General features: G+C 39.4%; 19 protein-coding genes. 10 read left to right on the top strand and 9 right to left on the bottom strand.

All coding sequences use genetic code 11. The features are described from left to right. Window positions 1-35 precede the first annotated feature (35 nt). Complete coding sequence (locus tag ACPF64_RS13295) at window positions 36-806, bottom strand: SDR family oxidoreductase (protein ID WP_045432415.1); 771 nt, start codon at window positions 804-806, stop codon at window positions 36-38. A gap of 267 nt (window positions 807-1,073) precedes the next feature. On the opposite strand from ACPF64_RS13295, the gene fes reads away from it, so the two are divergent. From fes to entS, 4 genes are read left to right on the top strand one after another with little or no spacing between them, the layout of a single operon-like run. Continuing rightward, window positions 1,074-2,276 carry an enterochelin esterase gene (fes, locus tag ACPF64_RS13290; RefSeq protein ID WP_426453795.1) on the top strand — a complete coding sequence of 401 codons (1,203 nt, stop codon included), beginning with the start codon at window positions 1,074-1,076 and terminating at the stop codon, window positions 2,274-2,276. A 29-nt stretch (window positions 2,277-2,305) separates the two neighbouring features. Next, window positions 2,306-2,521 (top strand): MbtH family protein, encoded by a 216-nt coding sequence (locus ACPF64_RS13285; RefSeq protein WP_003651732.1) that lies wholly within the window; start codon window positions 2,306-2,308, stop codon window positions 2,519-2,521. 12 nt (window positions 2,522-2,533) lie between these two features. Then, window positions 2,534-9,688: an amino acid adenylation domain-containing protein gene (locus tag ACPF64_RS13280; protein WP_426453792.1), complete on the top strand. Its 7,155-nt coding sequence runs from the start codon at window positions 2,534-2,536 to the stop codon at window positions 9,686-9,688. Continuing rightward, window positions 9,685-10,935: an enterobactin transporter EntS gene (gene entS, locus ACPF64_RS13275; protein WP_426453790.1), complete on the top strand. Its 1,251-nt coding sequence runs from the start codon at window positions 9,685-9,687 to the stop codon at window positions 10,933-10,935. Before ACPF64_RS13280 ends, entS begins: the two co-directional genes overlap by 4 nt. A 41-nt stretch (window positions 10,936-10,976) precedes the next feature. Here entS and ACPF64_RS13270 read toward each other — a convergent pair whose 3' ends face one another. Beyond that, window positions 10,977-11,720, bottom strand: coding sequence for a 4'-phosphopantetheinyl transferase family protein (locus ACPF64_RS13270; protein WP_426456147.1), 744 nt, complete (start codon window positions 11,718-11,720; stop codon window positions 10,977-10,979). A gap of 400 nt (window positions 11,721-12,120) precedes the next feature. Here ACPF64_RS13270 and ACPF64_RS13265 point away from each other — a divergent pair, with 400 nt between their 5' ends. After that, window positions 12,121-12,411: a hypothetical protein gene (locus ACPF64_RS13265; RefSeq protein WP_426453788.1), complete on the top strand. Its 291-nt coding sequence runs from the start codon at window positions 12,121-12,123 to the stop codon at window positions 12,409-12,411. Window positions 12,412-12,414: 3 nt separating this feature from the next. Next, entirely contained in the window at window positions 12,415-14,019 is a 1,605-nt protein-coding gene (locus ACPF64_RS13260; protein WP_426453787.1) for a PepSY-associated TM helix domain-containing protein, read from the top strand. 46 nt (window positions 14,020-14,065) lie between these two features. On the opposite strand, the gene ACPF64_RS13255 is transcribed toward ACPF64_RS13260, so the two are convergent. The 4 genes from ACPF64_RS13255 to ACPF64_RS13240 all read right to left on the bottom strand — a co-directional run bounded on the left by ACPF64_RS13255 (window position 14,066) and on the right by ACPF64_RS13240 (window position 17,000). Continuing rightward, window positions 14,066-14,686, bottom strand: a complete 621-nt coding sequence (locus ACPF64_RS13255) for an ATP-binding cassette domain-containing protein (protein ID WP_426453785.1) — start codon at window positions 14,684-14,686, stop codon at window positions 14,066-14,068. A gap of 4 nt (window positions 14,687-14,690) precedes the next feature. Beyond that, window positions 14,691-15,383 (bottom strand): molybdate ABC transporter permease subunit, encoded by a 693-nt coding sequence (gene modB, locus ACPF64_RS13250; protein WP_426453784.1) that lies wholly within the window; start codon window positions 15,381-15,383, stop codon window positions 14,691-14,693. Then, on the bottom strand, window positions 15,380-16,165 hold the full coding sequence (gene modA, locus ACPF64_RS13245; protein WP_426453782.1) for a molybdate ABC transporter substrate-binding protein: 786 nt from the start codon (window positions 16,163-16,165) through the stop codon (window positions 15,380-15,382). Before modA ends, modB begins: the two co-directional genes overlap by 4 nt. A 484-nt stretch (window positions 16,166-16,649) precedes the next feature. Then, window positions 16,650-17,000, bottom strand: coding sequence for a winged helix-turn-helix domain-containing protein (locus tag ACPF64_RS13240; protein ID WP_426453780.1), 351 nt, complete (start codon window positions 16,998-17,000; stop codon window positions 16,650-16,652). Between the two features lie 219 nt (window positions 17,001-17,219). Between ACPF64_RS13240 and antA the strand changes: the two genes are divergently transcribed. The 4 genes from antA (at window position 17,220) to ACPF64_RS13220 (ending at window position 21,693) form a co-directional block, all read left to right on the top strand. After that, on the top strand, window positions 17,220-18,635 hold the full coding sequence (antA, locus tag ACPF64_RS13235) for an anthranilate 1,2-dioxygenase large subunit (protein ID WP_426453778.1): 1,416 nt from the start codon (window positions 17,220-17,222) through the stop codon (window positions 18,633-18,635). A gap of 2 nt (window positions 18,636-18,637) precedes the next feature. Continuing rightward, window positions 18,638-19,129, top strand: coding sequence for an anthranilate 1,2-dioxygenase small subunit (gene antB / locus ACPF64_RS13230; protein ID WP_426453776.1), 492 nt, complete (start codon window positions 18,638-18,640; stop codon window positions 19,127-19,129). A gap of 5 nt (window positions 19,130-19,134) precedes the next feature. Then, window positions 19,135-20,169 (top strand): anthranilate 1,2-dioxygenase electron transfer component AntC, encoded by a 1,035-nt coding sequence (gene antC, locus ACPF64_RS13225; protein WP_132069917.1) that lies wholly within the window; start codon window positions 19,135-19,137, stop codon window positions 20,167-20,169. Window positions 20,170-20,634: 465 nt separating this feature from the next. Continuing rightward, on the top strand, window positions 20,635-21,693 hold the full coding sequence (locus tag ACPF64_RS13220; RefSeq protein ID WP_426453774.1) for an AraC family transcriptional regulator: 1,059 nt from the start codon (window positions 20,635-20,637) through the stop codon (window positions 21,691-21,693). A gap of 55 nt (window positions 21,694-21,748) precedes the next feature. On the opposite strand, the gene ACPF64_RS13215 is transcribed toward ACPF64_RS13220, so the two are convergent. The 3 genes from ACPF64_RS13215 to ACPF64_RS13205 are packed head-to-tail and all read right to left on the bottom strand — an operon-like array spanning window position 21,749 to window position 24,546. Next, the gene (locus ACPF64_RS13215; protein ID WP_426453772.1) at window positions 21,749-22,696 is read right to left on the bottom strand and encodes a SphA family protein; all 948 of its coding nucleotides are present in this window, start codon (window positions 22,694-22,696) and stop codon (window positions 21,749-21,751) included. Window positions 22,697-22,748: 52 nt separating this feature from the next. Then, a complete protein-coding gene (locus tag ACPF64_RS13210) occupies window positions 22,749-23,279 on the bottom strand; it encodes a flavin reductase family protein (RefSeq protein ID WP_005047189.1) in 531 nt (176 codons plus the stop codon). Window positions 23,280-23,307: 28 nt separating this feature from the next. Then, window positions 23,308-24,546: a styrene monooxygenase/indole monooxygenase family protein gene (locus ACPF64_RS13205; RefSeq protein WP_426453769.1), complete on the bottom strand. Its 1,239-nt coding sequence runs from the start codon at window positions 24,544-24,546 to the stop codon at window positions 23,308-23,310. Window positions 24,547-24,582: the final 36 nt, after the last annotated feature.

Genomic DNA, 24,582 nt, shown 5'->3' with positions numbered 1-24,582 from the left:
GACTCCTTATACCGTTATTTTGTTGTAATGAATGTTTAAACGCCTAAAGTGGCTCCCCCATCAACCACAATTTCTTGCATGGTAATTTGTGCTGCCTGATCGGAAAGTAAAAAGCTGACCGTATTTGCAATGTCTTCAGGCTGGGCTAATTTTCGTAAAGGAATGCCTGTCCGGTATTGGCTTAAATCGCCATCAATTACCGCGGGTGGCGGTGTATTGTCCGTCCATAACTGCTGCTGCATTTGAGTTAAAGTTGAGCCAGGTGAAACAATGTTGAGTCGTACCTGATGAGGTGCGATTTCAAGTGCAAGATTACGGCAGTAGTGGCTGAGCGCAGCTTTACTAGTTGCATACATGCCAAGTTGTATCCGTGGCATACGTGAACTATTTGAGCTAATCGTGACAATACTTCCCTGTTTTTTCTCACAAAAATGTTTGGCCAGTTGTTGACTAATCGCAATAGGAGCCATGACATTTACCGCAAAAAGTGTTTCCCAGTCTTCTGTTTTTGCTTCAAGCATAGAACGCATAATCAAGACACCTGCTGCGTTCACTAAACCTGTAATGTTGTGCTTTTCTAAAAGATCGGCAATAAGCTTTTGAGTGGCTTGTTGCTGTGTAATGTCCTGTGAAATGCCTTGCCAACGTAAACATTCATCTGATGTCAGGTTTTTGCTGATTTCCCATTGTTCTGGGTTTTCCTGCTGATCAATACCGATCACTTGATACCCTTGTTGCAATAATTGCTTTGCAATAGCAGCTCCGATACCTCTTGCAGCACCTGTGACTACGATGGTAGAGCTCATGTTCTTACTCCCGTCTGATTTGATCACTAAATTGCGCAACATAATTGCAAATAATTATCATTATTATCAAGAGCGATAAATATCAAACATAAGATTACAATCTAAATTAAGTTATTTATTAACCATATTATCAACCTAAATTATTGTTTTTAATTGATATTAATAAAACTCATCTTTTTTTATTGATTATAATGATAATTGTTTTCATTTACTAATGAGAATCATTCTGATAATTTGACCGCGCTTTCTTGTCGAGATGGACTCAAAATGAAGCCATTTTCTCATCCTTTACATCCACTATTTCAACAATCAAATGTTGGATGTGAAACTTGGTGGAATACCGTTAAAAAATTAGGTACTCCCCTTGTTACTGTGCAAACAAATAATAAAACTTCTTGCACTTTTATTTGGCGCAAACCCAAGCACGAAGGGCGTTGCTTCGTTTATATCGATGTCTATTCTCAAAGCCCATCTATCTATCAAAAGTGGAATCGTTTTAGCCATATAGCTGGGACAGATGTGTACTTTTTTGAAATAGAACTCCCTGTGGCTTGGGCTGGTAGTTATGTTGTAGTTACAGCGAGTGAGGAAGCACCACAAAAAAACTGTGCGGCAACGCGACGCTCATGGTGGCAAACCCAGCTTAAACAGAATGCTCAGATTGATTCATTAAGTCATCAGCAGTTTTACAGCGGACACTTGGCTCGTTACATCAATCAAGTTCAACTCGAAAAGACAAAACAATTACCCACCACCCTTTGCCCTATTACAAAGACATTTCAGTGGTCAAGCGTGTTATGTCAACAAGACTATTTAGTTGATGTTTTTATTAGTGGTCAGGCCGTTCAAAAAACATTACCACTCGTTATTTTTCTTGATGGCCAAGTCTGGAGTCGAGAGCTTTCGATTCTTTCCGAGATTCGAGATTTAACCAATTTAAAAAAGATCCGTCCAGCTGCATACGTATTTATCCATAGTTTAAATAGTCAACAGCGTCGACAAGATTATGGTTGCCATGATGTATTTAGTCAGGCGCTTGTAAACGAATTATTAGAAATTCTTTTAGAACAATATTCATTTATTTCAACAATGAACATTACCTTATGCGGTCAAAGTTTAGGTGGTTTATGCGCTTTGCATAGCGCACTGCTTTTCCCAAAAGTTTTTACATCGCTGATTTTGCAATCTGGATCTTATTGGTGGTCAGATTTTTCTAACAGCGCGTTGGGACGAAACCATACGGGTAACTTTTTAGAACTACTAAATTTATCTCATCCATTACCAAAAACAACTCAAATTTATATCAGTGCAGGCACGTATGAAACCGATATGCGGGACGATGCCCACCAGCTTTATCAACAATTGCAATCATTCAATCAAGTGAGTTTTCGAACTTTTTCAGGCGGCCACGATGCGGTGAACTGGCGTGCTGACTTGCTTAAGGCATTGCAAAAAATTCTTTCACTATAACCATTTGTTTCATCAAGGATAACAATATCATGAGCAACTTACAGGAAAACTATATTAATCCTTTCGATAATGAAAGTTTGTCTTTTCAGGTTTTAAAAAATCAGCAAGGTGAGTTCAGTTTATGGCCGGCCCAACATCAGGTGCCATCAGGTTGGGATGTTCAACATGGTCCAGATACACGGGCTTCGTGTATTGCGTATGTAGAAAAGCACTGGGTTGCGATTAACCCCTTTCAGCAAGCGTAAAGGAGTATTGTCATGAATCAGGCATTAAATAATGAATTTACTTCCGATATTTCACAACCAGCTCGTTTTGAATTGGCCTCTACCCAGCTTGGTATTTTTCTTGCCGATCATTTAAGTTCTATTGAAGATTTATATACGATTGCACACTGCTTAGAGTTACCAAAATCTATTGATATTTCAATATTTAAGCAAGCAATTCAAATGGGGTTAAATGAAGCTGACACTGTGATTGCTTCATATTCATCGGATCCGGCAGAACCATTTATTGAGCTTAATAACCAAGTACAGATTCGAATCGAAGAATTTGATTTTTGCCATTTAACCCCTCAAAAAGCTCAGCAACGCTTATGGGATTGGATGCCATCTGACCGCCAATGCGCTAAATCGCTTAAAGCTGGTGAATCTCAACTCTTCCGTCAAGTACTGTTTACTACACACGACAAAGTGTATTGGTATCAGCGCTATCATCACATCATGCTTGACGGTTTTAGCATGATTAATCTCACAAAACGAATTGTTGACTTATATCAACAATTACAAGCAGGAAAAGACCTTAGCTCTTCACCTTTTATTGATGTTAATGATGTCATCTTAGAGCGTCAGGCTTATGAAAATAGCCATCAATTTAAGATAGACCAAGCTTTTTGGAAGGCTTACTGTGAAGACTTACCAAGTCCTATTAGTCTAAGTACACACCACTTAGCCTCGAAAACAACAGCCCAATTTGTTAAGCATCAGCTGCGTTTTTCTACAGGAATTTTAGAGCAGATTCAGACCTTAGCTGCGCAATCTAAATTAGCTTTGAATGACATGATGATGTCATTGTCATTACATTATATTTACAAAATGACAGATAAAGCCGAGTTGGTTAACGGTATTCCATTTATGCGCCGTTTAGGCTCAAAGGCGATTCGCTCAACATTACCGACAGTAAATGTACTGCCTGTGAAGTTTAATGTTGCTGAAAAAGACAGTTGGATTAGTTTGGCTCAACATGTTCAAAAACAATTACAACAAGTTCGACTACATCAAAAATACGATGCTGAACAAATTTTAAGAGATTTAAACAGTATTGACATTCATGAACGAATGTATGGTCCTATTTTAAACTATAAAGCTTTTGATCAAGACTTGGTGTTAGATGGTGAAAAGGTCAAAACACATCATATCTCAACAGGACCAATTGATGATTTTGAGTTTTCTTTTATTGTTCAAGATCATGAACTCATTATCGAATTACGTGCGGATGCACAGCGTTATACTCAAGATGAGTTACTCATGCATGGTCAACGTATAACGCTGCTATTAGAGCAGACTTTATTACAACCAGAGCATCCATGTAGCAGTTTTAATATTACTACACCACAAGAACTTAGTGCGCTCACAAAAAGTGGCATAGGCCCTCGCGTTAACCATCCTGAACAATATAATAATGTTCTAGATATCTTCTATGAACAAGTTCAAAAGTATCCGGAACGTATTGCAATTATTAGTGGTGAACGTCCGCATCTACAACAACTTAGTTTTTCTGAACTTGCAATTCGGGTGAACCAACTTACCCGTTTTTTACAGGAAAATGGCGCAAAGAAACACACAGTTATTGCTGGTGCTATTCCCCGTTCTATCGATTCAGTTGTTGTGATGCTATCGGTATTAAATTCGGGTGCAAGCTTCTTACCACTCGATTTAGATTACCCAATCGATCGTATGCAAATGATGTGTGAAGATGCCAACCCATTGTTTGTTCTTACAACACAGGCACTTTCAACCCAATTGCCTCAAAATATTCAGCAGTTATATCTTGATAATGAAGACGTCCAAACACAAATTCAGAAGCAAGATGCGCGTGATATTCCTGCCGAAAATCGTAAATTTGATTTCCAAGACGTCGCTTATGTAATTTTTACCTCAGGAAGTACTGGTCGTCCTAAAGGTGTGATGAATACACATGGTTCTTTACTTAACCTGATTTTATCGCATAAACCTACAATTTATTGGCCTGTACTTAATGCTGTAGAGCAGCGTTTTCCTGATCGTCCATTACGCGCAGCACATACACATTCTTTTTCTTTCGACTCATCTTGGTTGCAAGTTTTCTGGATGTTATGGGGACAAGAGCTACATATTTTTGATGAAAACATGCGCCGCGATGCATTTGGCTTAGTTCAGGAAATTCAGCAACGACAAATCGATACATTAGATTTACCGCCGTCTTTTTGCGCGCAAATGATTACCAATGGCTTATTTGCAGATGGTAAGCATCACCCAAGCCTGATTTTAATTGGTGGTGAAGCTGCGCCTTTAGCTTTATGGCAACAGCTTAATGCTCAGCCAGATCTTTTTGCACATAACTTATATGGCCCAACAGAGTATACGGTTGATACTTTCCGTGCAGAATTAAAGCACACATCACGTCCGGTGATTGGTAACCCAATTGGTAATACACAGGCCTATGTGCTTGATCGACATTTACAGCGATGTGCCACTGGTGTGATTGGTGAGCTTTATATTTCTGGCTTTGGTATTGCTAATGGTTATTTAGGTCGTGCTGACCTAAGTGCTGCTCGTTTTGTTGCCAATCCATTTGAACATGGACAGCGCATGTATCGTACAGGTGATTTAGTGCGTTGGAATACGGCTGGCAAGCTTGAGTTTATGGGGCGCTGTGATGACCAGATTAAAATTCGTGGTTATCGGGTTGAAATTGGTGAAGTAGAAAATGCGCTTTCCGTTTTACCAAATATTGAAAGTGTTGTCGTCATTGCAGAGCCAATTAATAACAGCCATCGTTTGCTTGGTTACTGTGTGGTCAAAGACATTGAACTCGATGAAAAAATAAGTGAGCAGTTAAGTCAGCAATATTTAAGTCAGTTACGTCAAAACTTACCTGAATATATGGTGCCTTCAGCCCTCACAGTCATGGCTGAATTTCCCCGAAATGTAAGTGGTAAGGTTGATAAAAAAGCCCTACCGTGTCCGAAGGTTCGCAGTCATGGTCGTATGGCAGAAACACCTGAACAGAAGTTTTTATGTCAGATCGTCGCATCTGTGCTCAAACTAGATACTATTGGGATTGATGACGACTTCTTTATGACAGGTGGTGATAGCATTTCTGCCATCATGGTGTGTACTCAACTACGGCAGCACGGTTACAGCTTAAGACCAAGTGATGTATTCCAATTCAAAACAGTTGCTGCTCTGGTACCCCATCTGACACGTTTAGATGAGCAACAAACGGCCATTTCAAAACCTTTATTTTCAGCAGACCTAGAACAAAAAGTTCAAGAAAAATATGGAAAAAATAGCACGATTTTACCTTTGCTTCCTTTGCAAAAAGGCATGCTGTTCTTATCTCAAGTAGAAAATAAATCGAATTATAATGCCTTTACTCGTCTTAGCTTAAATGGAGACATTGATCCGGTACGTTTGCAGCAAGCGTTGATTACCGTATTAAAACGTCACCCTCAATTAGGTGGACATTTTGATAGCGAATTAGCTGAAGAACCTGTTTTTATCTATTCATTACACCCTACTCAAGCTTGGCCAGTTCAGTTTTGTTCGGTCACTCCCGATTTGCTTGAGCAAACCATTCAAGAGGTATTACAACAACCGATTCACCTTGACCAACCCTATGGTCTGATTAGGGCAACTTTAATTCAACATGCTCCTGAACAATCAGAACTATTGATTATGGTGCATCACCTGCTAACCGATGGCTGGTCAACTCCACTGTTCTTACAAGACTTTATTAAAGCCTATCAGCAAACTAACCAACAACTGCCAGTGCTTGAATATAGTTATGAAACGGTGATTAAAGCTTTATCTGGACGTGACCATGAAACGTCAAAAGTAATATGGCAACGTGATTTAGCTGATTTGCAGCCACTTATTTTATTTAATCAACCACAGCAATTCGTACAGGAAACTTCATATCGTTTAAGTACTGAGTTGGGTGCGAAACTTCAACACAAATTACGCCAACAAGGCATCACACTGAATGTCTTCATGCAAATGATTTGGGCAATGACTTTAAATATTTATGCTCATCGTGAAGACATTGTGTTTGGCACACCTGTTTCTGGGCGTTCAGCGCCAATCAATGGCTTAGAGCAGCAGATTGGATTGTTTTTAAATACGATTCCTGTACGCGTACAGTTGAATATGCAGCAAACACTTTGGGAACAATTAGCTCAGTTACAGCAATTGCATGTTGAACATTTAGAACACGATGGTTTAGGACTGGGTGCAATTCAGCAATTAATGGAGCAAGGCAATCTTTTCGATAGTTTGTTAGTTGTAGAAAACTATCCTGATAACCAATATTTACAGCAAAAACTTGGCGATGCTGCGATTTCAAAGCTCACAAATCGCGGTTATAGCCATTATCCACTTGCCTTGTTGGTCATCCCTGATCATCAAATTGAATTACTACTTGAGCAACGTGGTGTAATTGATCAGCCTGAACATTTCCTACAGCGAATGGTTCAATTTATTGAAATTGCATTAAATGAACCAGAGACTTCTCTAGGTCACTATCGCTTACAACTGGCCGAAGAACGTGAATTAATCCAGAAAACGAATCAAACTCAATATTATGTTCGCCCAACAACATTACAGCAGTTACTCAGAGAGCAAGCTCGAATTACTCCTGAACAAACGGCCTTATGTGATGAAACTCATCAGCTCAGTTTTAGTGAAGTACGTTTTCAAGTTTGTGCTTTAGCACAACAATTGCAACTTGCAGGTGTACAGGCTGGAGATATTGTTGCCGTTGCCCTACCAAGATCGGTCAAACTGAGTATTGCTATTTTAGCGGTGGTTGAAGCAGGTGCAGCGTACTTGCCACTCGATTTGCAACACCCGACTGAACGTATCAAGTTTATGTTGCAAGATGCAAAATCTAAAATTTTGATTGGTGAACAAAAAGATCTAACCGCTATTGCTCAACCATCAATAGCCACCTTTGCTTTCGATCAACTGTTTGATGAAACCAAAGTTGATTTAAGCAGCTATAAAACTACAGTCATTACCCCACAGCATCCAGCATATTTAATTTATACCTCAGGTACAACAGGCCAGCCAAAAGGTGTCATGGTTTCTCACCAAGCCATTGTGAACCGTATTTTATGGATGCAATCAGAGTATCCACTGTCAGCAGCCGATACGATTTTGCAAAAAACGCCATGTACTTTTGACGTTTCTGTATGGGAGTTTTTCTGGTCGTATCTGGTCGGTGCTCGATTAGCTATGGCACCTGTGGATGCACACCGTGACCCGTTGGCATTATTAAATCTCATTCAAAAATATCAGGTAACCACATTACATTTTGTACCATCAATGCTGGCTGTTTTTGAAAATGCTGCTACCGAGATTTTGTCTCTTGCTCAGCGTCAAAGTTTACCAATCCGCCGAGTGTTCTGTAGTGGTGAGGCATTACCAACTGCTTTAGCAAAATCATTTACTGAGCACTTTAGCTGTGAGCTACACAACTTATATGGCCCAACGGAAGCGGCTGTAGATGTGAGTTATATGGATGCAACACAAGTACTAAATCCTGAAGAAAATAGCATTGCGATTGGTTATCCGGTTTGGAATACGCAGCTTTATATTTTAGATCAATACTTACGTCCAGTACCTGTTGGAGTGGACGGTGAGCTTTATTTAGCAGGTCACCAACTCGCCATGGGGTATTTACATCGTGCAGACTTAACAGCAACTCGTTTTGTGGCAAACCCGTTTGTTGCAGGTCAAAGAATGTATCGCACCGGAGATGTTGCTCGTTGGCACGCAGATGGCAGTATTCAATATATAGGCCGTGCAGATGATCAGCTAAAAATACGGGGTCAACGGATTGAGCTTGGTGAAATTGAGCAACAGCTGCGTTTAGCCAGTGGGTTAGATGATGTGATTGTCCACCCTATTGTTTATGAGCAAAATAAAGCAGACGTTCAACTGGTTGCTTACTTGCAAACAGCGACATCTGTTGATTTTGATCAATTGAAAAAACGCTTAGCTAAACAGCTTCCTACATATATGGTGCCTACCCACTATGTATTAGTTGAGAAATTCCCATTAAGTCATAATGGTAAGCTAGATCGTAAAGCACTACCACGACCACAACTTGATACTTCAAACACAGAAAAACAGTACGCCACAACTGGCTTTGAACATGAACTGACACGTATTTTCCAACAAGTTTTAAATACAGAACAAAATATTGGTGTAAATGAAGATTTCTTTGCCATTGGTGGACATTCCATTTTGGTCATGAAGCTTGCAATTGAAATCCGAAAAGTATTTAAGCGGACCATTCCAATTGGTCAGTTAATGAGTCATGTCACGATTCAGCGTTTAGCGGCTTTGCTTCTTACACAAGAACGTTTGGAAGAAGTTGAACAAACTGGTATGCAACCTGTTTTACCAATCCGTTCTGGCTCTGGGCATCCATTATTCTGTTTCTTCCCTGGTTCTGGTTCGGCATGGCAATACACTGTGCTTAATCGTTATCTGCATTCTGACTTACCAATTATCGGGTTGCAGTCACCTCGACCAGATGGCCTATTGGCAAATAGCACTGATATGGATGAGTTGGTTGAAAAACAACTTGAGATTATTCGTAAGCAACAACCGACAGGACCTTATACCTTATTAGGTTATTCACTTGGTGGCACTGTAGCCTATGCGGTTGCAGCAAAGTTAACTGAACAAGGTGAACAGGTTGATTTTCTGGGCTTGTTAGACACTTACCCTGCCGAAATTCATCAGTGGTTAGATTTATCTGTAGAAGAAATGAATGCTGAAGCTGAACAGGAACAACTTCAATTCTTCAATGATATTTTAGCTGATGCAGATACGGTGCTAAACGAAGAAACACGCCGTTTACAAGAGGATATTTTTGCAAACTATCGTGATGCAGTACGTTTACTAAAACCTTATAAAATGCCACGTTTTAACGGTGAGCTACACTTGGTTGTTGCTGAAAAAGATTTACTTCCATATATCCAACCAGAACAACAATGGTCACCTTTAGTTAAAAAGCTCAATATTGTTCGACTAAGTAATGCAGACCATACCGATTTATTATCTCCACAGCAGCTTGAAACCCTTGGCCCAATTTTAAATCGCATGATTTGTCAGGCGCGCGGTTTAGAGGAGCAAATGCCATGAGTTTTAAATCAATATTGACCGATTTCAGTCTTTTAAAACGTAATGCTCATTTTCGACATGTCTTTATTGCCCGCACGTTGTCACTTCTAACCATTGGCATGCTCGTGGTTGCCATTCCCAAACAAGTCTATGACTTAACTGGTAGTTCGTTAAACGTTGCTGTTGCAATGGCCTTTGAAGGCGTTGCCATGTTTATTGGTTTGTTACTCGGTGGTTTGTTGTCAGATCGAAAAGATCGAAAATGGCTCATTTTATTGGCCCGTAGTGTTTGTGGTTTAGGTTTTGCGGGGCTTGCGATCAATGCCATGTTTGAGCACCCTTCGCTCTATGCTATTTATTTTTTATCGGCATGGGACGGCTTCTTTGGTGCACTGGGTGTAACAGCAATGATGTCAATCATGCCTGTGATTGTAGGGCGTGAGAATATTGTACAAGCTCGTGCAATTAGCATGGTATCCGTACGACTTGCTACCGTTATTTCACCAGCAATCGGCGGTATTTTAATTGCGTTCAGTGGTGTAGCAACCGTGTATTGGGTCTCAACGGTGGGTACTTTACTCACTGTGTTTTTATTGATGGGGCTACCTGCTCTTAAGCCACAACATGCAGCTAATGGTGAGAGTCCTCTTCGCCAATTAGTCCAAGGGTTTAAATTCGTTTTTAAAAACAAAGTGGTTGGTAGCACCATTTTAATTGGAACATTGCTTAGCTTTAGCAGTGCTATTCGCATTATTTTTCCGCAAATGGCAGATGAAATCTTTCACGGCGGTGCATTTGAGCTCGGTCTTATGTATTCAGCAGTGCCTTTAGGTTCGACTTTAGGTGCCTTACTCAGTGGCTGGACAACACGGTTACTGCGACCAGGCTTAGTCATGCTCTATACGTGCTTAGGTGTTTTTAGTTGCATGATTATGATTGGGCTTTCACCTTGGTTACTCGTGACCTTGCCAATTTTATGCGTTTTCGGATATTTGATGTCGATTGCAAACTTGCTTCAATACAGCATTGTGCAAGGACATACGCCTGATGAATATTTAGGACGTATTAATGCAATCTGGCTTGCTCAAGATGCTTTGGGAGATTCTATTGCCACAACAACTTTAGGACTTTTAACTCGGTTTTTACCAATATCAGGAAGTATCCTCTTCTTTGGTATATTAAGCTTTGCGGTAGGATTTATGTTCTTATTCAACTCTCAAGATATGCGTGAAACAGGATTCCAAGATCCTAAGTTACAAGAAAATTAAGCCATAATTTAAAAGAAGGCAATTCGTTGCCTTCTTTTGTTTCAAGCAGATATATTCGCTTTAAAAACCCAAGTCAAAATACAGTCTTGTTCCACTTTCCAGCCGCCTTCATAGTGTTCTAAGAGTTGATGTCGATTTCGTATTTCCGGTACAAAAGCTAAAAGTAATTTTTGGTTTTCAAGATCAATATCGACTACCGATGCTTCTAAAAAATCGATGTATTGTTTAGCAATAGGATATACAGCCTTATATAAGCTTTCTTTAACAGAAAAAATTAAGCTCACAAATTGAGAAAAATCAAAAAACTTAGAGGCTTTAACCGTCCATAGTTCAAGTTCAGAAGGCGTTAAAATAAGATGTGTACTCTCTTGAGCAAATTCAGAGCTTACCCAGTGCTCGATATCAATTCCTAAATAACCGGCTTTGTCAGATAGCGCAACGATCAACTTATTTTGTGAATGACTAATACTACCCAAAACATGGGGTGGCCAGACGGGCAAATGTTCGTGCATAGATGTTAGTGGTTGATCTAAATCTAAATGATGCTTTAAAACAGCTTGAGCCAATATCCTTCCACATAAATACTCATGTTGGCGTTTAGGATGCGCTTGAGCAATTTTTTGGGGATGGTCTAATTGTTGGTCTATATGCAAATGCAGTGTTTTTGATAAGTCTAAACCATAACAATAGAACGGCATTTTAAATAAAATTGGTTTAGAAATTTCGAAAATCAACCCACAAAGAGACTCAGGAATATATAAATAATCACTTACAGCATTTGACATCAAATAAAGAATTTTTAACAAGTTATCTCCTATCTTATCGCATGGCAACACATCGATAAATAATTATATTTATCATTTGATAATAATTATTATTTACTTATACTATTGGATAAATTTTCCCCTTAATTTATTTAAAAATATTGATCATGAAACTTATAGGACTTTTTTTGACCCTGTTGGGAGCGGTCAGTGTCTATTGTAGTCATAGCAACCAAAACCTGTTATCTCAACATCTTCCCACCCTATTTAAGTATTTAGGCCTATTGTTTTTAGTCGTTGGATTAATTGCACTCTTTGCCAGCTTACCTAAAGTTGTTGCCACTTTTTGTTGGTTCATGCTTATCATTTTTGCATGGTCATTCCTTCCTTTTATGGCGCTTTTTAAACGGAAACTGGTTTCATGAAAGCTAAAATTCAGTCTCCTATTCAGCCAGACTGGTGGAGTAAAACCTTTGCTGGTGGTGTTCTAGGGTTAAGCCTTGCCATTGCTTTTGGCAACCTGATTGTTTTATTAGGCCAACCTTATGTTGCCATGGATTTATTGGTGCAAGTTGGTATGTGGAGTGTTCCTTGGCTTTGGATGCCTATTATGTTTGGCACCTATTTCTTTGTGACAGGAAAACAAGCAATAGTTTATTTATTTGTTGCCAACGTACTGGCTTATAGCTGTGTGTTTCTAATTCGGGGTTAAACAATGAAAGTACGTTCGGATATCATGAAACTTGCAAAAAGCATGCATACTTGGGTGGGTGTATGTGCTGGGATTTTGCTTTTTATTTGTTTCTTTGCTGGTGGGCTCAGCATGTTTCAGCACCATATTAGTAAGTGGGCCACGCCAACGCAGCAAGTTTTACCTAAAGTCTCACCTGACCAATATAATGAGCTTATTCAGAAAGTACAGGCTGCCTATCCTGCTGCACAAAAGAACTTCACACTGAATTTATCTTCGAATGAATTTCACTATGCGCCCATTACGTGGAGTGAACATGAGCGTGGAGATGGCTTTAATGCTGCTCAGTCCACGTGGATGGCCAGCTTAGATGAAAAAGGTCAGTTAATCGTTGCTCAAGAAAACTTATCTAAAGCAGGTTGGCTGATAGAACAGCTACATGAAACAGCAGGCATACCGGGCATGGCAGGCCACCACGAATTGGGTCTCTATGTGATGGGTGTGGTTTCGATTTTATATTTTCTTGCTCTGCTTTCAGGAGTCATTATACTTTTACCAACATTAGTGAAAGATTACTTTGTCATTCGCCCTGGTAAGAATAAAAAGCGCTTTTGGTTAGATGCCCATAACGTGATTGGAATTACGAGCTTACCGTTCCACATCATTATTAGTATTAGCGTAATTGTCTTTGCTTTTCATGACTTTTTTTATGACGCGATTGGACAACTTGCTCTAAAAGGACAACCTGTTTTTCAACGTTCGCCTCCTGCGCTTATTCAACCAAAACAAACACAAATTGATGTGCAGCAAATATTAGCTCAAGCCAAAAAAGTTGCGCCTGAATATTCAGTTGACTATATCCAGTTCAGTGGCTTAGATAAACCCGAAAAAGCCAATGCACGTATAGCTTTATATAGTTCAGATCAGATGTTACGCGGTGCGAATCAAGACTTTATGCGTATGAATCCGTACGCGATTGAGCACTTTAATCATAAAGGCATTAATACGCAGACAGATGCTGGTAATAAGTTAATCAATGCAATGTTTAGCCTACATTTTGGGAGTTTTGGTGGCACAGGCGTACGGTGGATTTATTTTGTTTTAGGTATTGGCGGAGCTTTCTTATTTTATACAGGCAACATTCTTTGGGTTGAAACTCGTGCACGTAAGCAAAAGCGTGCTGAAGATCCTGTTCCTGTTCAGCGTAAAGATGTAGTGTTCCTTGCGAACTTAACTATTGGTGCATGCTTAGGATGTGTTTTAGCGGTACTGGGCACAATGTTGGCCAGTCGTTGGCTTTTCGCAGCATTCAATATTGAAAGCATGAATCACCTGTTTATGTATGGTTATTATGCAATTTTCCTACTGACTTTGATTTACACCTTTGTTATTGGTTATGCAAAAGCTTTACCTCAACTGCTTTTAACCTTAGTTTTGGTGTTATTTGCGATTCCTCTAACCTCTCTAGTGGCTTATCTAATTCCACAAAGTGGTTTATGGGTTCATGGTGGAGAAATTTTGGTGGTTGATTTCTTGGCTGTCATTTTTGCTTTGGCTTTCTGGCGCTTTTACCAGCAAGCTCAAGATCGCTTGAAAGCTGCTCCACTGGGCAGTTTATGGGCTAGCTAACAACCATAAATCGACAAGACTGAAATAATGTGTGAAATATGAAAAATTATAAAATCCACATTGTTTCGGTCAGTTGTTTAATCTCTTGAATATCATGACTCACATAAATCATGGGAATTTTTATTTCCTGTTTTACTTTTTGAAAAAAAGGAATAATTTCAGCTTTATGTGCGGCATCTAATGCTGATAAAGGCTCATCAAGCAGTAACAGCTTAGGTGAATATAACAATGCTCGACCCAGTGCCACGCGCTGTTTTTCACCACCTGAGAGCTTGATGGGCATACGTTGTAGCAAGTGTTCTAACTTTAATAATTTAATAATGTAATCAGCCTCAAAATGACGTTCTTGTTGGGAAAGATGCTTAAGACCAAATAATAAGTTTTGCTTTACCGTTTTATGCGGAAAAAGCTGAGCATCTTGAAAAACCAGTCCAACATGGCGTTTTTGCGTGCTGAGATTAATTTTTTGATCGGAATCAAACCATGTTTGGTTTTGTATTTTAATGAGTCCACTATGTGGTGTATTTAGCCCCGCAATGGCATGTAATATTGAAGTTTTACCAGAACCAGAGGCACCAAATAAGCCAATAACAGAAGCATCTGACTGGAAACTAGGTTCAATAAGAAATTGACCCATTTGTAGCTGAAAGTGGCAATCAATCAACATAATATTACCGCCCTAAGCGCTTTTTTTGATAACGATGAAACCACTGTGCAAACCATAGGGCTAAAAAAGCCACACTTAAAGATAAGACAATCAGCCTTTGAATCGCAATCTCTGTATCAGGTTGTTGCATTAGACTATACATGGCTAAAGGTAAGGTTCTTGTTTCATCAGAAATATTACCTACAAAAGTAATGGTGGCACCAAACTCACCTAAACTACGACAAAAACATAAAATGGCACCAATTAAAATACCACTACTAGCGAGTGGTAAAGTGACATGAAAAAATGCCCCTAAAGATGATGCACCTAATGTCTTTGCTGCCATTTCTAAACGTTGATCGACTAGCTCAATCGCTAAACGAATTGATTGCACCAAGAGAGGAAAACCCATCACTGCCGAGGCAAGAACTGCCCCTTTCCAGTTAAATGCGAACTCTAATCCTAAAGGTGCTAAGTATTGCCCAATAATGCCGCGGTTTCCAAAGACTTGTAATAGCAAATAACCCGGCACAACTGGAGGCAGTACCAATGGTAAAAACACCAATGTTTCAATGAATGACTTTCCCCAAAACTCTTTACGCGCCAAAACCCATCCTACAAAAATTGCAGGAACAAGGCTGATAATCAGGCAACTTGCTGCAACCTTACAAGAGAGTTGAAGAACGCTGAGCTCTTCTGGGGTTAAAGAAAACATCATGGTTTTGCTGAAGTCAATACACTAAAGCCATATTTTTTTAAAATGACTTTGGCTTGATTGCTTTGTAAAAATTGATAGAACTTTGTTGAGTTCGAATTCTTTTTGACAAGCCCTACTGGATAAATAATTGGCGTGTGAGTATTTTCAGGAAATACACTTACCACAGTTACGTCTTTACTAATGGCAGCATCTGTTGCATAGACAATACCAACCTGACATTCACCACGCGAAACAAAGTTTAGCGCTGCTCGAACATCTTCTGTTTCAACTAATTTTGGCTCAATACGATTCCACCAACCTAAATTGGTAAATGCTTGTTTAGCATATTTGCCTACAGGCACACTTTTGGTATCCCCTGTACAAATCTTCCCTGTAAATGCTTTATTCGGATCGGTAGTTTTATCCAATTTAACCTTTAATAATTGTCCTTTTGGTGTAATCAGTACCAATCGATTACCTAATAAATTTATACGGTCATTTGCTGCAACTAATTTTTTGTTTTGTAGATAATCCATCCACTGTGTATCAGCAGAGATAAATACATCGGCTGGTGCTCCAGCTTCAATTTGTTTAGCTAAGGTTGATGAGCCTGCATATGAAGTCTTAACTTCTACTTTATTCTGTTTTTCGTAAATTTTTTCTAAATCACTCATAGCATTGGTCAAGCTTGCTGCTGCATAAACAGTAACCGATTCGGCCTTTACAGAGAGACTGATTGACAACCCAAGACTTATAATTGAACTGACTATAGCGATTTTTTTTATCTGTACAGGACTTACCATTATTTTTCCTTTTTTATCGATTTATACAGCGATATATATCCTAGAATATAGCGGTATACGTAGATGATGAAAAGCAGAAATCAGTTAAATATAGAGGGCCTAAATGCAGGTAGATGGTGCATTTCTCATTTTAGACTTCATTTTGGTGCAATATGCTGAAAGTGTATCTATCGAGATACCCTATTTTAAAACCTATTTTCTTTCAGTGTCGGTTAATAGCTTGATTAGTTTTATGGTCATCACCATGCCAAGAAGCACATAGCGATGACCATAAAGATCTGTAAACAGATCAGTCGTTTATGCCAGCCACTTTTTTAGATACACAATAAAAAACGCCTATTCCCGACCATCTTTTACGATAGTACAGAATAGACGCCATTGTCTGTGTAACTGAAAATTGCAGCAGTGCTTTTTCAGCGTGCACTTTTTATTAAGCAAAAGCTATACCAAATTAAATGATTTCGTCGCTATGAGATCTTTTAATTTAATTTTTTAAATAGCTACTCATGATTTGATAATCATGTTCTAAGGCTTGGCGAGCATTGATTTCCATTTGTCGGTATTGTTGTAATACTTTCTGGCCCAAAGCTGTGACAGCAGCCCCACCACCATGTGTTCCGCCCGTTTGAGTTTCAACTAAAGCTGTTTCAAAGCACTGATTCATCGTGTCTACCAACTGCCATGCACGGCGGTAGCTCATATTCATAGATTTTGCAGCTTGAGAAATTGAACCAGTTCTCTCAATTGCTTCAAGTAAGTCTGCCTTACCCGGACCAAATGCGATGTTCTGCTCTAAAAGAATTCTAATCTGTAATTTTAAGTTTTGTTCTTTCATAGGCTTAATTCACAAGATTTGATTTTATTCTGGTTAAGATTATATGGAAGTTTAACCAGATAGGACATATACATTTTTAAAATGCGATTACATCTTAAAAATAGTCTTATTAAAAAATCAAAACTGCACAAAGTGGATAAAGATCTGGAAAAAACGGATAGAGGTAAAGACCTAATCGCGGTTCAATCAGTTAAAAGCTGAATGAATAGGATTGAGCAAATGACCTCATCTAATTTAAAACAATGGAATGATTTTGTAGATGGATGTATCGACTTCCGTCCTAAAGATGGCGTATTCCGTATTGCACGCAATATGTTTACCGAGCCTGAACTATTTGATTTGGAAATGGAATTCATTTTTGAAAAGGTTTGGATTTATGCATGCCACGAAAGTGAAATTCCAAACAATCATGATTTCCTCACTGTTCAAATTGGTCGTCAGCCGATTATTGTGAGCCGTGATGGTAAAGGCGAATTACACGCCATGGTCAATGCTTGTGAGCACCGCGGCGCGACATTAACACGCGTTGCTAAAGGTAACCAGTCTACATTTACATGTCCGTTCCACGCATGGTGCTACAAATCAGATGGCCGCTTGGTCAAAGTAAAAGCACCGAGTGAATATTGCGAAGATTTCGATAAATCAAGCCGTGGCTTAAAGCAAGGCCGTATTGCTAGCTATCGTGGATTTGTATTTGTAAGCCTTGATACTCAAGCAACAGATTCACTAGAAGACTTTTTGGGCGATGCAAAACTGTTTCTTGATTTAATGGTTAACCAGTCACCAACGGGTGAACTCGAAGTATTACAAGGCAAGTCATCTTACACCTTTGCAGGTAACTGGAAACTACAAAACGAAAATGGCTTAGATGGCTACCATGTCAGTACTGTTCACTATAACTATGTCTCTACAGTCCAACACCGCCAACAAGTCAATGCATCAAAAGGTGCTGAACTTGATACGCTTGACTATAGCAAGTTAGGTGCGGGTGATTCCGAGACTGATGATGGCTGGTTCAGCTTCAAAAATGGTCATAGTGTGCTGTTTAGTGATATGCCAAATCCAACAGTTCGTCCGGGTTACAGCACAGTTATGCCTTATTTAGTCGAAAAATATGGCGACAAATATGCTGAGTGGGCAATGCATCGTTTAAGAAACTTAAACTTGTACCCTAGCCTATTCTTTATGGATCAAATTAGTTCACAGCTTCGTATTATTCGCCCTGTCGCTTGGAATAAAACTGAAGTCATCAGTCAATGTATTGGTGTTAAAGGTGAATCTGTTGAAGCGCGCCGTAACCGTATTCGCCAGTTTGAAGACTTCTTTAACGTGTCAGGCCTTGGTACACCAGACGATTTAGTCGAATTCCGTGAACAACAAAAAGGTTTTCAGGCACGACTTGAACGCTGGAGCGATATTTCTCGTGGTTGTCAGTCTTGGGAATATGGAGCGACCAAAAACTCACAAGACTTAGGCATTCAACCTGTCATTACTGGCCGTGAGTTTACCCATGAAGGACTCTATGTAAACCAGCATGGACATTGGCAACGTCTAATGCTCGATGGCTTAAACAAGAAAGCATTAAAAATGCAGGATATTACTTTTGAAAACAATGCCCTAATGGATGAGGTGTAACCATGTCACAAGAACTATATTTTGCTGTATCTCAGTTTTTGTACAAAAAAGCAGAACTTTGTGATGCTTATGACTGGGATACCTATTTAGAACTTTACGATGAAGATAGTGAATATCATATTCCGCAATGGATTGATGACCATAACTATGTTCAAGATCCGAATCAGGGCTTGTCTTATATTTATTACGCAGACCGCACTGGACTCGAAGACCGTGTATTCCGTATTCGTACAGGAAAAGCAGCTTCGGCAACGCCATTACCACGCACGTTACACAGCATGAATAACATTCGAGTTAAAACACTTGATGATGGTCTAATTGAAGCAAAAGTTGCATGGCAAACACTGTATAACCGTCAAGGTCTAGAAGGCTGTTTTTACGGACACGCTACTTATCTTTTACGTCAAACAGCAGATGGTTTCCGCATTCGTCGTCAGCACAGCATTTTGCTGAATGACAAGATTGATTCCGTTTTAGACTTCTATCACGTTTAAGGGGAATGAAAATGGGACATTCAGTTGCACTTAACTTTGCCGATGGCAAAACATTTTTCATTTCAGTAAATAACGACGAATTGCTGCTTGATGCAGCAGTTCGCCAAGGAATTAACCTACCGCTAGACTGCCGTGAAGGTGTTTGTGGCACCTGTCAGGGACAGTGTGAAACAGGCATTTATGAACAAGAATATGTTGATGAAGATGCATTAAGTGAACGTGATTTGGCCGAGCGAAAAATGTTAGCTTGCCAGACGCGTGTGAAATCCGATGCAGCTTTTTATTTCGATCATGATTCAGCTATTTGCAATGCTGGCGATACCTTAAAAATTGAAACCAAAGTTACCGCTGTTGAGCTGGTTTCTGAGACAACAGCAATTTTGCATCTTGATGCAAGCAGTCATGCTGAGCAACTTCAGTTTTTGCCGGGACAATATGCTCGTTTGCAAATTCCTGAAACTGAAGATTGGCGTTCTTATTCTTTTGCCAATAGACCGAACGCGACCAATCAATTGCAATTTTTAATTCGTTTATTGCCAGACGGTGTTATGAGCAATTACTTGCGTGATCGCTGTCAGGTTGGACAAACTCTATTCATTGAAGCGCCACTTGGTAGTTTCTATTTACGCGAAGTACAGCGACCATTGGTTTTTGTTGCTGGTGGAACAGGATTATCAGCTTTCTTGGGAATGCTTGATAACTTGGTTGATCAACCAAACTCACCTGCAGTTCAGTTGTATTACGGCGTAAATAGTGAAACCGATTTGTGTGAACAACAGCGTTTACATGCCTACGCAGAACAGCTTCCAAACTTTAGTTATCACCCGATTGTGACTAAAGCAACCGAAGCTTGGCAAGGTAAAGCGGGTTATATTCATGAGCACTTAAATAAAGATCAATTGGCTGAACAGGCTTTTGATATGTATTTATGTGGTCCGCCGCCAATGATTGAAGCCGTAAAAAATTGGTTAGATGAACAAGCTCTGCAAAACTACCGGATCTACAGCGAGAAGTTTTTACAGAGCAATACATCACATTGAAAATATAAATAGCTTAAGTGCAAATAATTTAAAAACCACTAAACCTGAAATGATTCAATATACTCTGTAAAGGGTATATTGAATTTTTATTTAAAAAATTAAAAAACCTTTATATTCAATAGTATAAAATAATAAATTCCGACAAAACAAATTGACCAGTTCGCTTGGATTTGTTATAAATTTTGATAGATCTTAAGGAATAAGATCATGATGAGATTAACTTATAGCACCTTTTATATCCCCCTATCATATTTCTCGAATGTATTAAATTGATGGACAAAATCCGACGTAAAAGTTTGAGAAAATCACATTAATTAGCGGTTAAATTGGTCTGTATTTTGCTTATATCTCATTGTAATTTGTGAGTAACTTAATTTTTTAAGTGCCGTATTTACTTGATGTGCAGCGAAGTTTTAAAGTTTTTGCAACACAAGTAAATACAGGAGTGAGCCAAAAGGGATAAATATGAACCAAGCCAACTCCCCAGAACTCAGTGGACGTCATTTTCAAAATGAGTCTATCTTTACCAATCATAATCTGGTGTTTGATCATCACGATTTAAGCGAAACTTGCCGAAATGTCGGGCAAATTTTTAAACCGCATGATCTTAAAATCTCTCAGCAGAAGCGAGATTTCAGTGCAACCATGCACCATGTTAAAACAGGTGCCCTGTCTATTAGTCGCTTGGAATATGGCGCGGATGTCATTATTGAACCAGATCATCTGGATAACTTTTACTTAATTCAAATTCCAACTCAAGGTTATGCAGAAATCGAGTTTGGTTCACAAAAGTTTATTTCTTATTCTCAAGTTGCGTCTCTTATTTCCCCTCAGCAATCTTTACGTATGCGCTGGCACGCGAACTCCCCGCAGCTCATTCTAAAAGTTTCAAAGGATGATTTTACTTATCATTGTCGTCAGCACATTGCTGATTCAGAAAATAACCTACTCGTTTTTGACCCAAAATTAGACTTTTCTACACAAAGTGGAGCCTATTTTTTACAGCTCGTTAGAACCTTGATGGATGCCTTAGCATGCGAGCAACATCCGCTTCATCATCCTCTAGCCTTTAAACAATTTGAGTCAAACCTGTTTAATGCACTGATTTATGGTCAACCTAATAATGCATTACATAAAATTGATCATTATAAAGAAAAAACGGTCTCTCCTTATTTCGTGAAACGCACAGAAGCCTATATTAAAGAACATTTACATGAACCGCTTAATGTCGAAATTTTGGCCGAGCATGCAGGCGTGAGTGTGAGAACCTTATTTACCGGTTTTAAAAATTATTTGGGGACAACCCCAATGTCTTATCTAAAAGAATTACGTTTTGAACAAGCTCATTTAGAGCTCATGCACAATGAAAATCTATCGGTCACAGACGTTGCATTTAAATGGGGATTTACCCACTTAGGTCGTTTTTCACAAGAATATAAACGCCGTTATGGTGAGTTACCTTCGTCTACTCGCCGTTCTGGTCACAGTGAAGGTTCAGGCTTAATTACTTCAATTTTTTCTTAAAACAAATAGAGAAAAGCCTTTTATATTGATTGATATAAAAGGCTTTTTTTATGACTTAAAAATGATGGACATAACGAACTTGCAGTCGTGTTCCCTCTGGGCGGTTTTCAGCATCTTGCTCAAAATAAGCATTTGCAACCAAGTGATCATTTTTAGAAAAACTATACATCGCACCCGGGCCAATTGCCCAGACTTGCTCACGTCTACCTTTGACTTTTTCACCATCAACTTCAGTATCTGTGACTTGTTTTAGCCAATAGCCATTTAGTCCTAAGCGGAACTGTTCGGTAATGGCATAGTCCGTTGCGAAGTTTGCATGAAATGCTTGCCCAGCCTGCATATCATTTGCTTCTGCAAACGCATAGCTTGGGTCGTCATTTTTAAAGTTATAGAGATAATGTATACGTGTTGAAGCTGTCCACTTTGGATTAAACCAATATGTTGCAGCCCAATAAGGATCAAATGAAACAGCGTTATTACTTGGATTAATATCTTTTTGTTGATCATATTCGCCAGTAGGTAAATTCACCTGAAACTCAAAACGATGTACAAACTTAGGCCCTTGTGCGCCCATGACTGGATCGAACTGAATAAAAGGTCCAATCATAATGTCCCCAAAGCCACTTTGGGCCTTAATAGCAGCATTATTCAAGCCATCATCCATGTCCATTTTGCTGACAAAAGGAATTAAAAAATTCATACCTAGGCTGGCTTTATCTTTTACTCGGACATTCGATAAATAACTAATCTGTTCAACCAGTACTTGATAATTTAAATCTGTTTTAGGTAGACCTAATTTTTGTCCATTGGCATCGACCAGTTTATTGCTATCGTAATTTTGAAAATAGGTTTGAGCATACCAGCCAGGCCCTGCGGGTAAACCGCCATCGAGAAAGCTGGTCATACCTAAGTTTACGGTCGGTAAATCATAGGCATATGTAACCAATGGCAAACCCAACAATGTCCCTGCTAAAAAGCCATGTTTAATTAAAGTGCTTTTCATCTTCTTATTTCCTATAAAAAATCACGACCGGATTGATCGTGATTATGGTGAATTAATGTGCTAATTCTGGATGCTCTGCGGCAATCCGATACTTTCCTGCGTGGAATACCAATGGTTCACCTTGGCGTTGTTGGTACTGTTCAATTTGACCAATAAAAATCAGGTGATCTCCGCCTTCATACTGATTTACATTGCGGCAAACCAAGGTTGCGAGTGCATCGGTCAAAATTGGAACGCCCGCATTGCATTGTTGATGTGAAATGCCTGCGAATTTGTCTTCAGCACCTCGAGCGAAATGTCCGGATAACTGATGATGCTCTTGTGCCAACATGTGAATGGCAAAATATTCAGCTTCTACAAAATCAGACAAACTTGGAGCTGTTTTTGAAAGGCTCCACAAAATTAATGGTGGATCTAAAGACAATGAGGAAAAAGAGTTTGCTGTCATTCCTATTTTCCGACCATCTTTACCACGGGTTGTAATCACTGTAACCCCAGTTGCAAACTGCCCCAGTAAATTACGGATTTCTCTTGGGTTTTCAGCATTAATCGCTTGTAAGCCTTGAGTTTCAATTGTATCCATTTTCATATCTCCCTTTATGCTTTTGGCTTTAAGCCACTTTTGCTGTGGTTTTTGAAGCCAGGAATGCTTGAGCCTGATTTGCATCAAACCACCAAGGAGCAAAAGCGCGTGGGTCATCAAAGTTATTGGCCATAATGGAAGCAATGCTCTGGTTTTGGCTTGCAGCTGCTAATAGCTCAACAACATGCGGTTGTGGAGGTACGAGCAAGCTATTGGTCCAAGCCACTACTTTTTCTGCATAAGCCCAATAGCGCTCAAAGGTTTGAACCATCCATTCTTCGTTAAAGCTTTGATTATCATTGGCTAAAATGGCATCGAAATAGATCTTGCTACATTTGGCAGCGTTGTTTGAGCCTTGACCGGTAATTGGATCATTAACCACTAAGGCATCTGCCATACCAAAAATTTGCTTGCCAGAGGGTAATGTCAAAATTGGTTTGCGTACGGTCGGTGGGAAACGTCCTGCCAAATATCCACCTGCATCGGTTAACTCAACATTTGTGCAACGTTCATATTCCCAAGGCACAAATTTCTTGAGTAAGTCCAAACTACATTGCAGGTGCTGTTCAGGTGTTTTGACATCTTGCCAGCAGTCCATTGGACCATTTGGAATACCTTCAAACACCATAATGTCGCAAGGACCATTTACGGTGAGTGCTGGAAATGAAAAGTATTCACCGACTTCGGGAATAATATTAAAAGTCACACGTGAGTAAGGTGAAATTGGCTTCATGTTTTTGACATAGGTCAATGCCAAAGCGCGCTGTGGTTTATCAAAAACGCTACGTGCATCATCACGCTCAAACTGTTTAACGACTTCACCTTTACCAGCCGCGAGTAATACAAGTTCGTAGTCGTTTGCGAGTTGTTCTAACTCTTCTATACCCACATCCTGAATCACTAATCGACCACCACGGCGTTCAAATTCTTCCATCCAATATGGCATTTTGACGCGTTGATCGACCGATTGAGCGTAGCGCTCAAGACGAGCACTCCATTCAAATGCTTTACCCCCATTTTCAGGATTAACTAAAGCCAGCCCAATGCCTTCTACCGCTGGACATTGTTCTTCCCAAAAATTTAAACCTAAGTCACGTTCAGTTTGTAAAGCGGTATGAAACATACACTGGCTTGACATGACTTTACCTTGACGGATTTCATCGGCAGTTCTGTTGGTGATCATTGTCACGTCGTAGCCTGTATCTAGTAAGCCCAAACCAAGCTGTAAACCAGACTGTCCTGCTCCAACAATTGCAATACGGCGCATAATCTTCTCCATAATTTTCTAAATGTGCTTTTAAAA

The organism is Acinetobacter sp. KB005 (assembly GCF_049949095.1).
GTDB classification, from domain to species: Bacteria; Pseudomonadota; Gammaproteobacteria; order Pseudomonadales; family Moraxellaceae; genus Acinetobacter; species Acinetobacter calcoaceticus.
The sequence above is the reverse complement of the archived record's forward strand: the minus strand, read 5'-3'. Positions and strand labels throughout refer to the sequence as shown.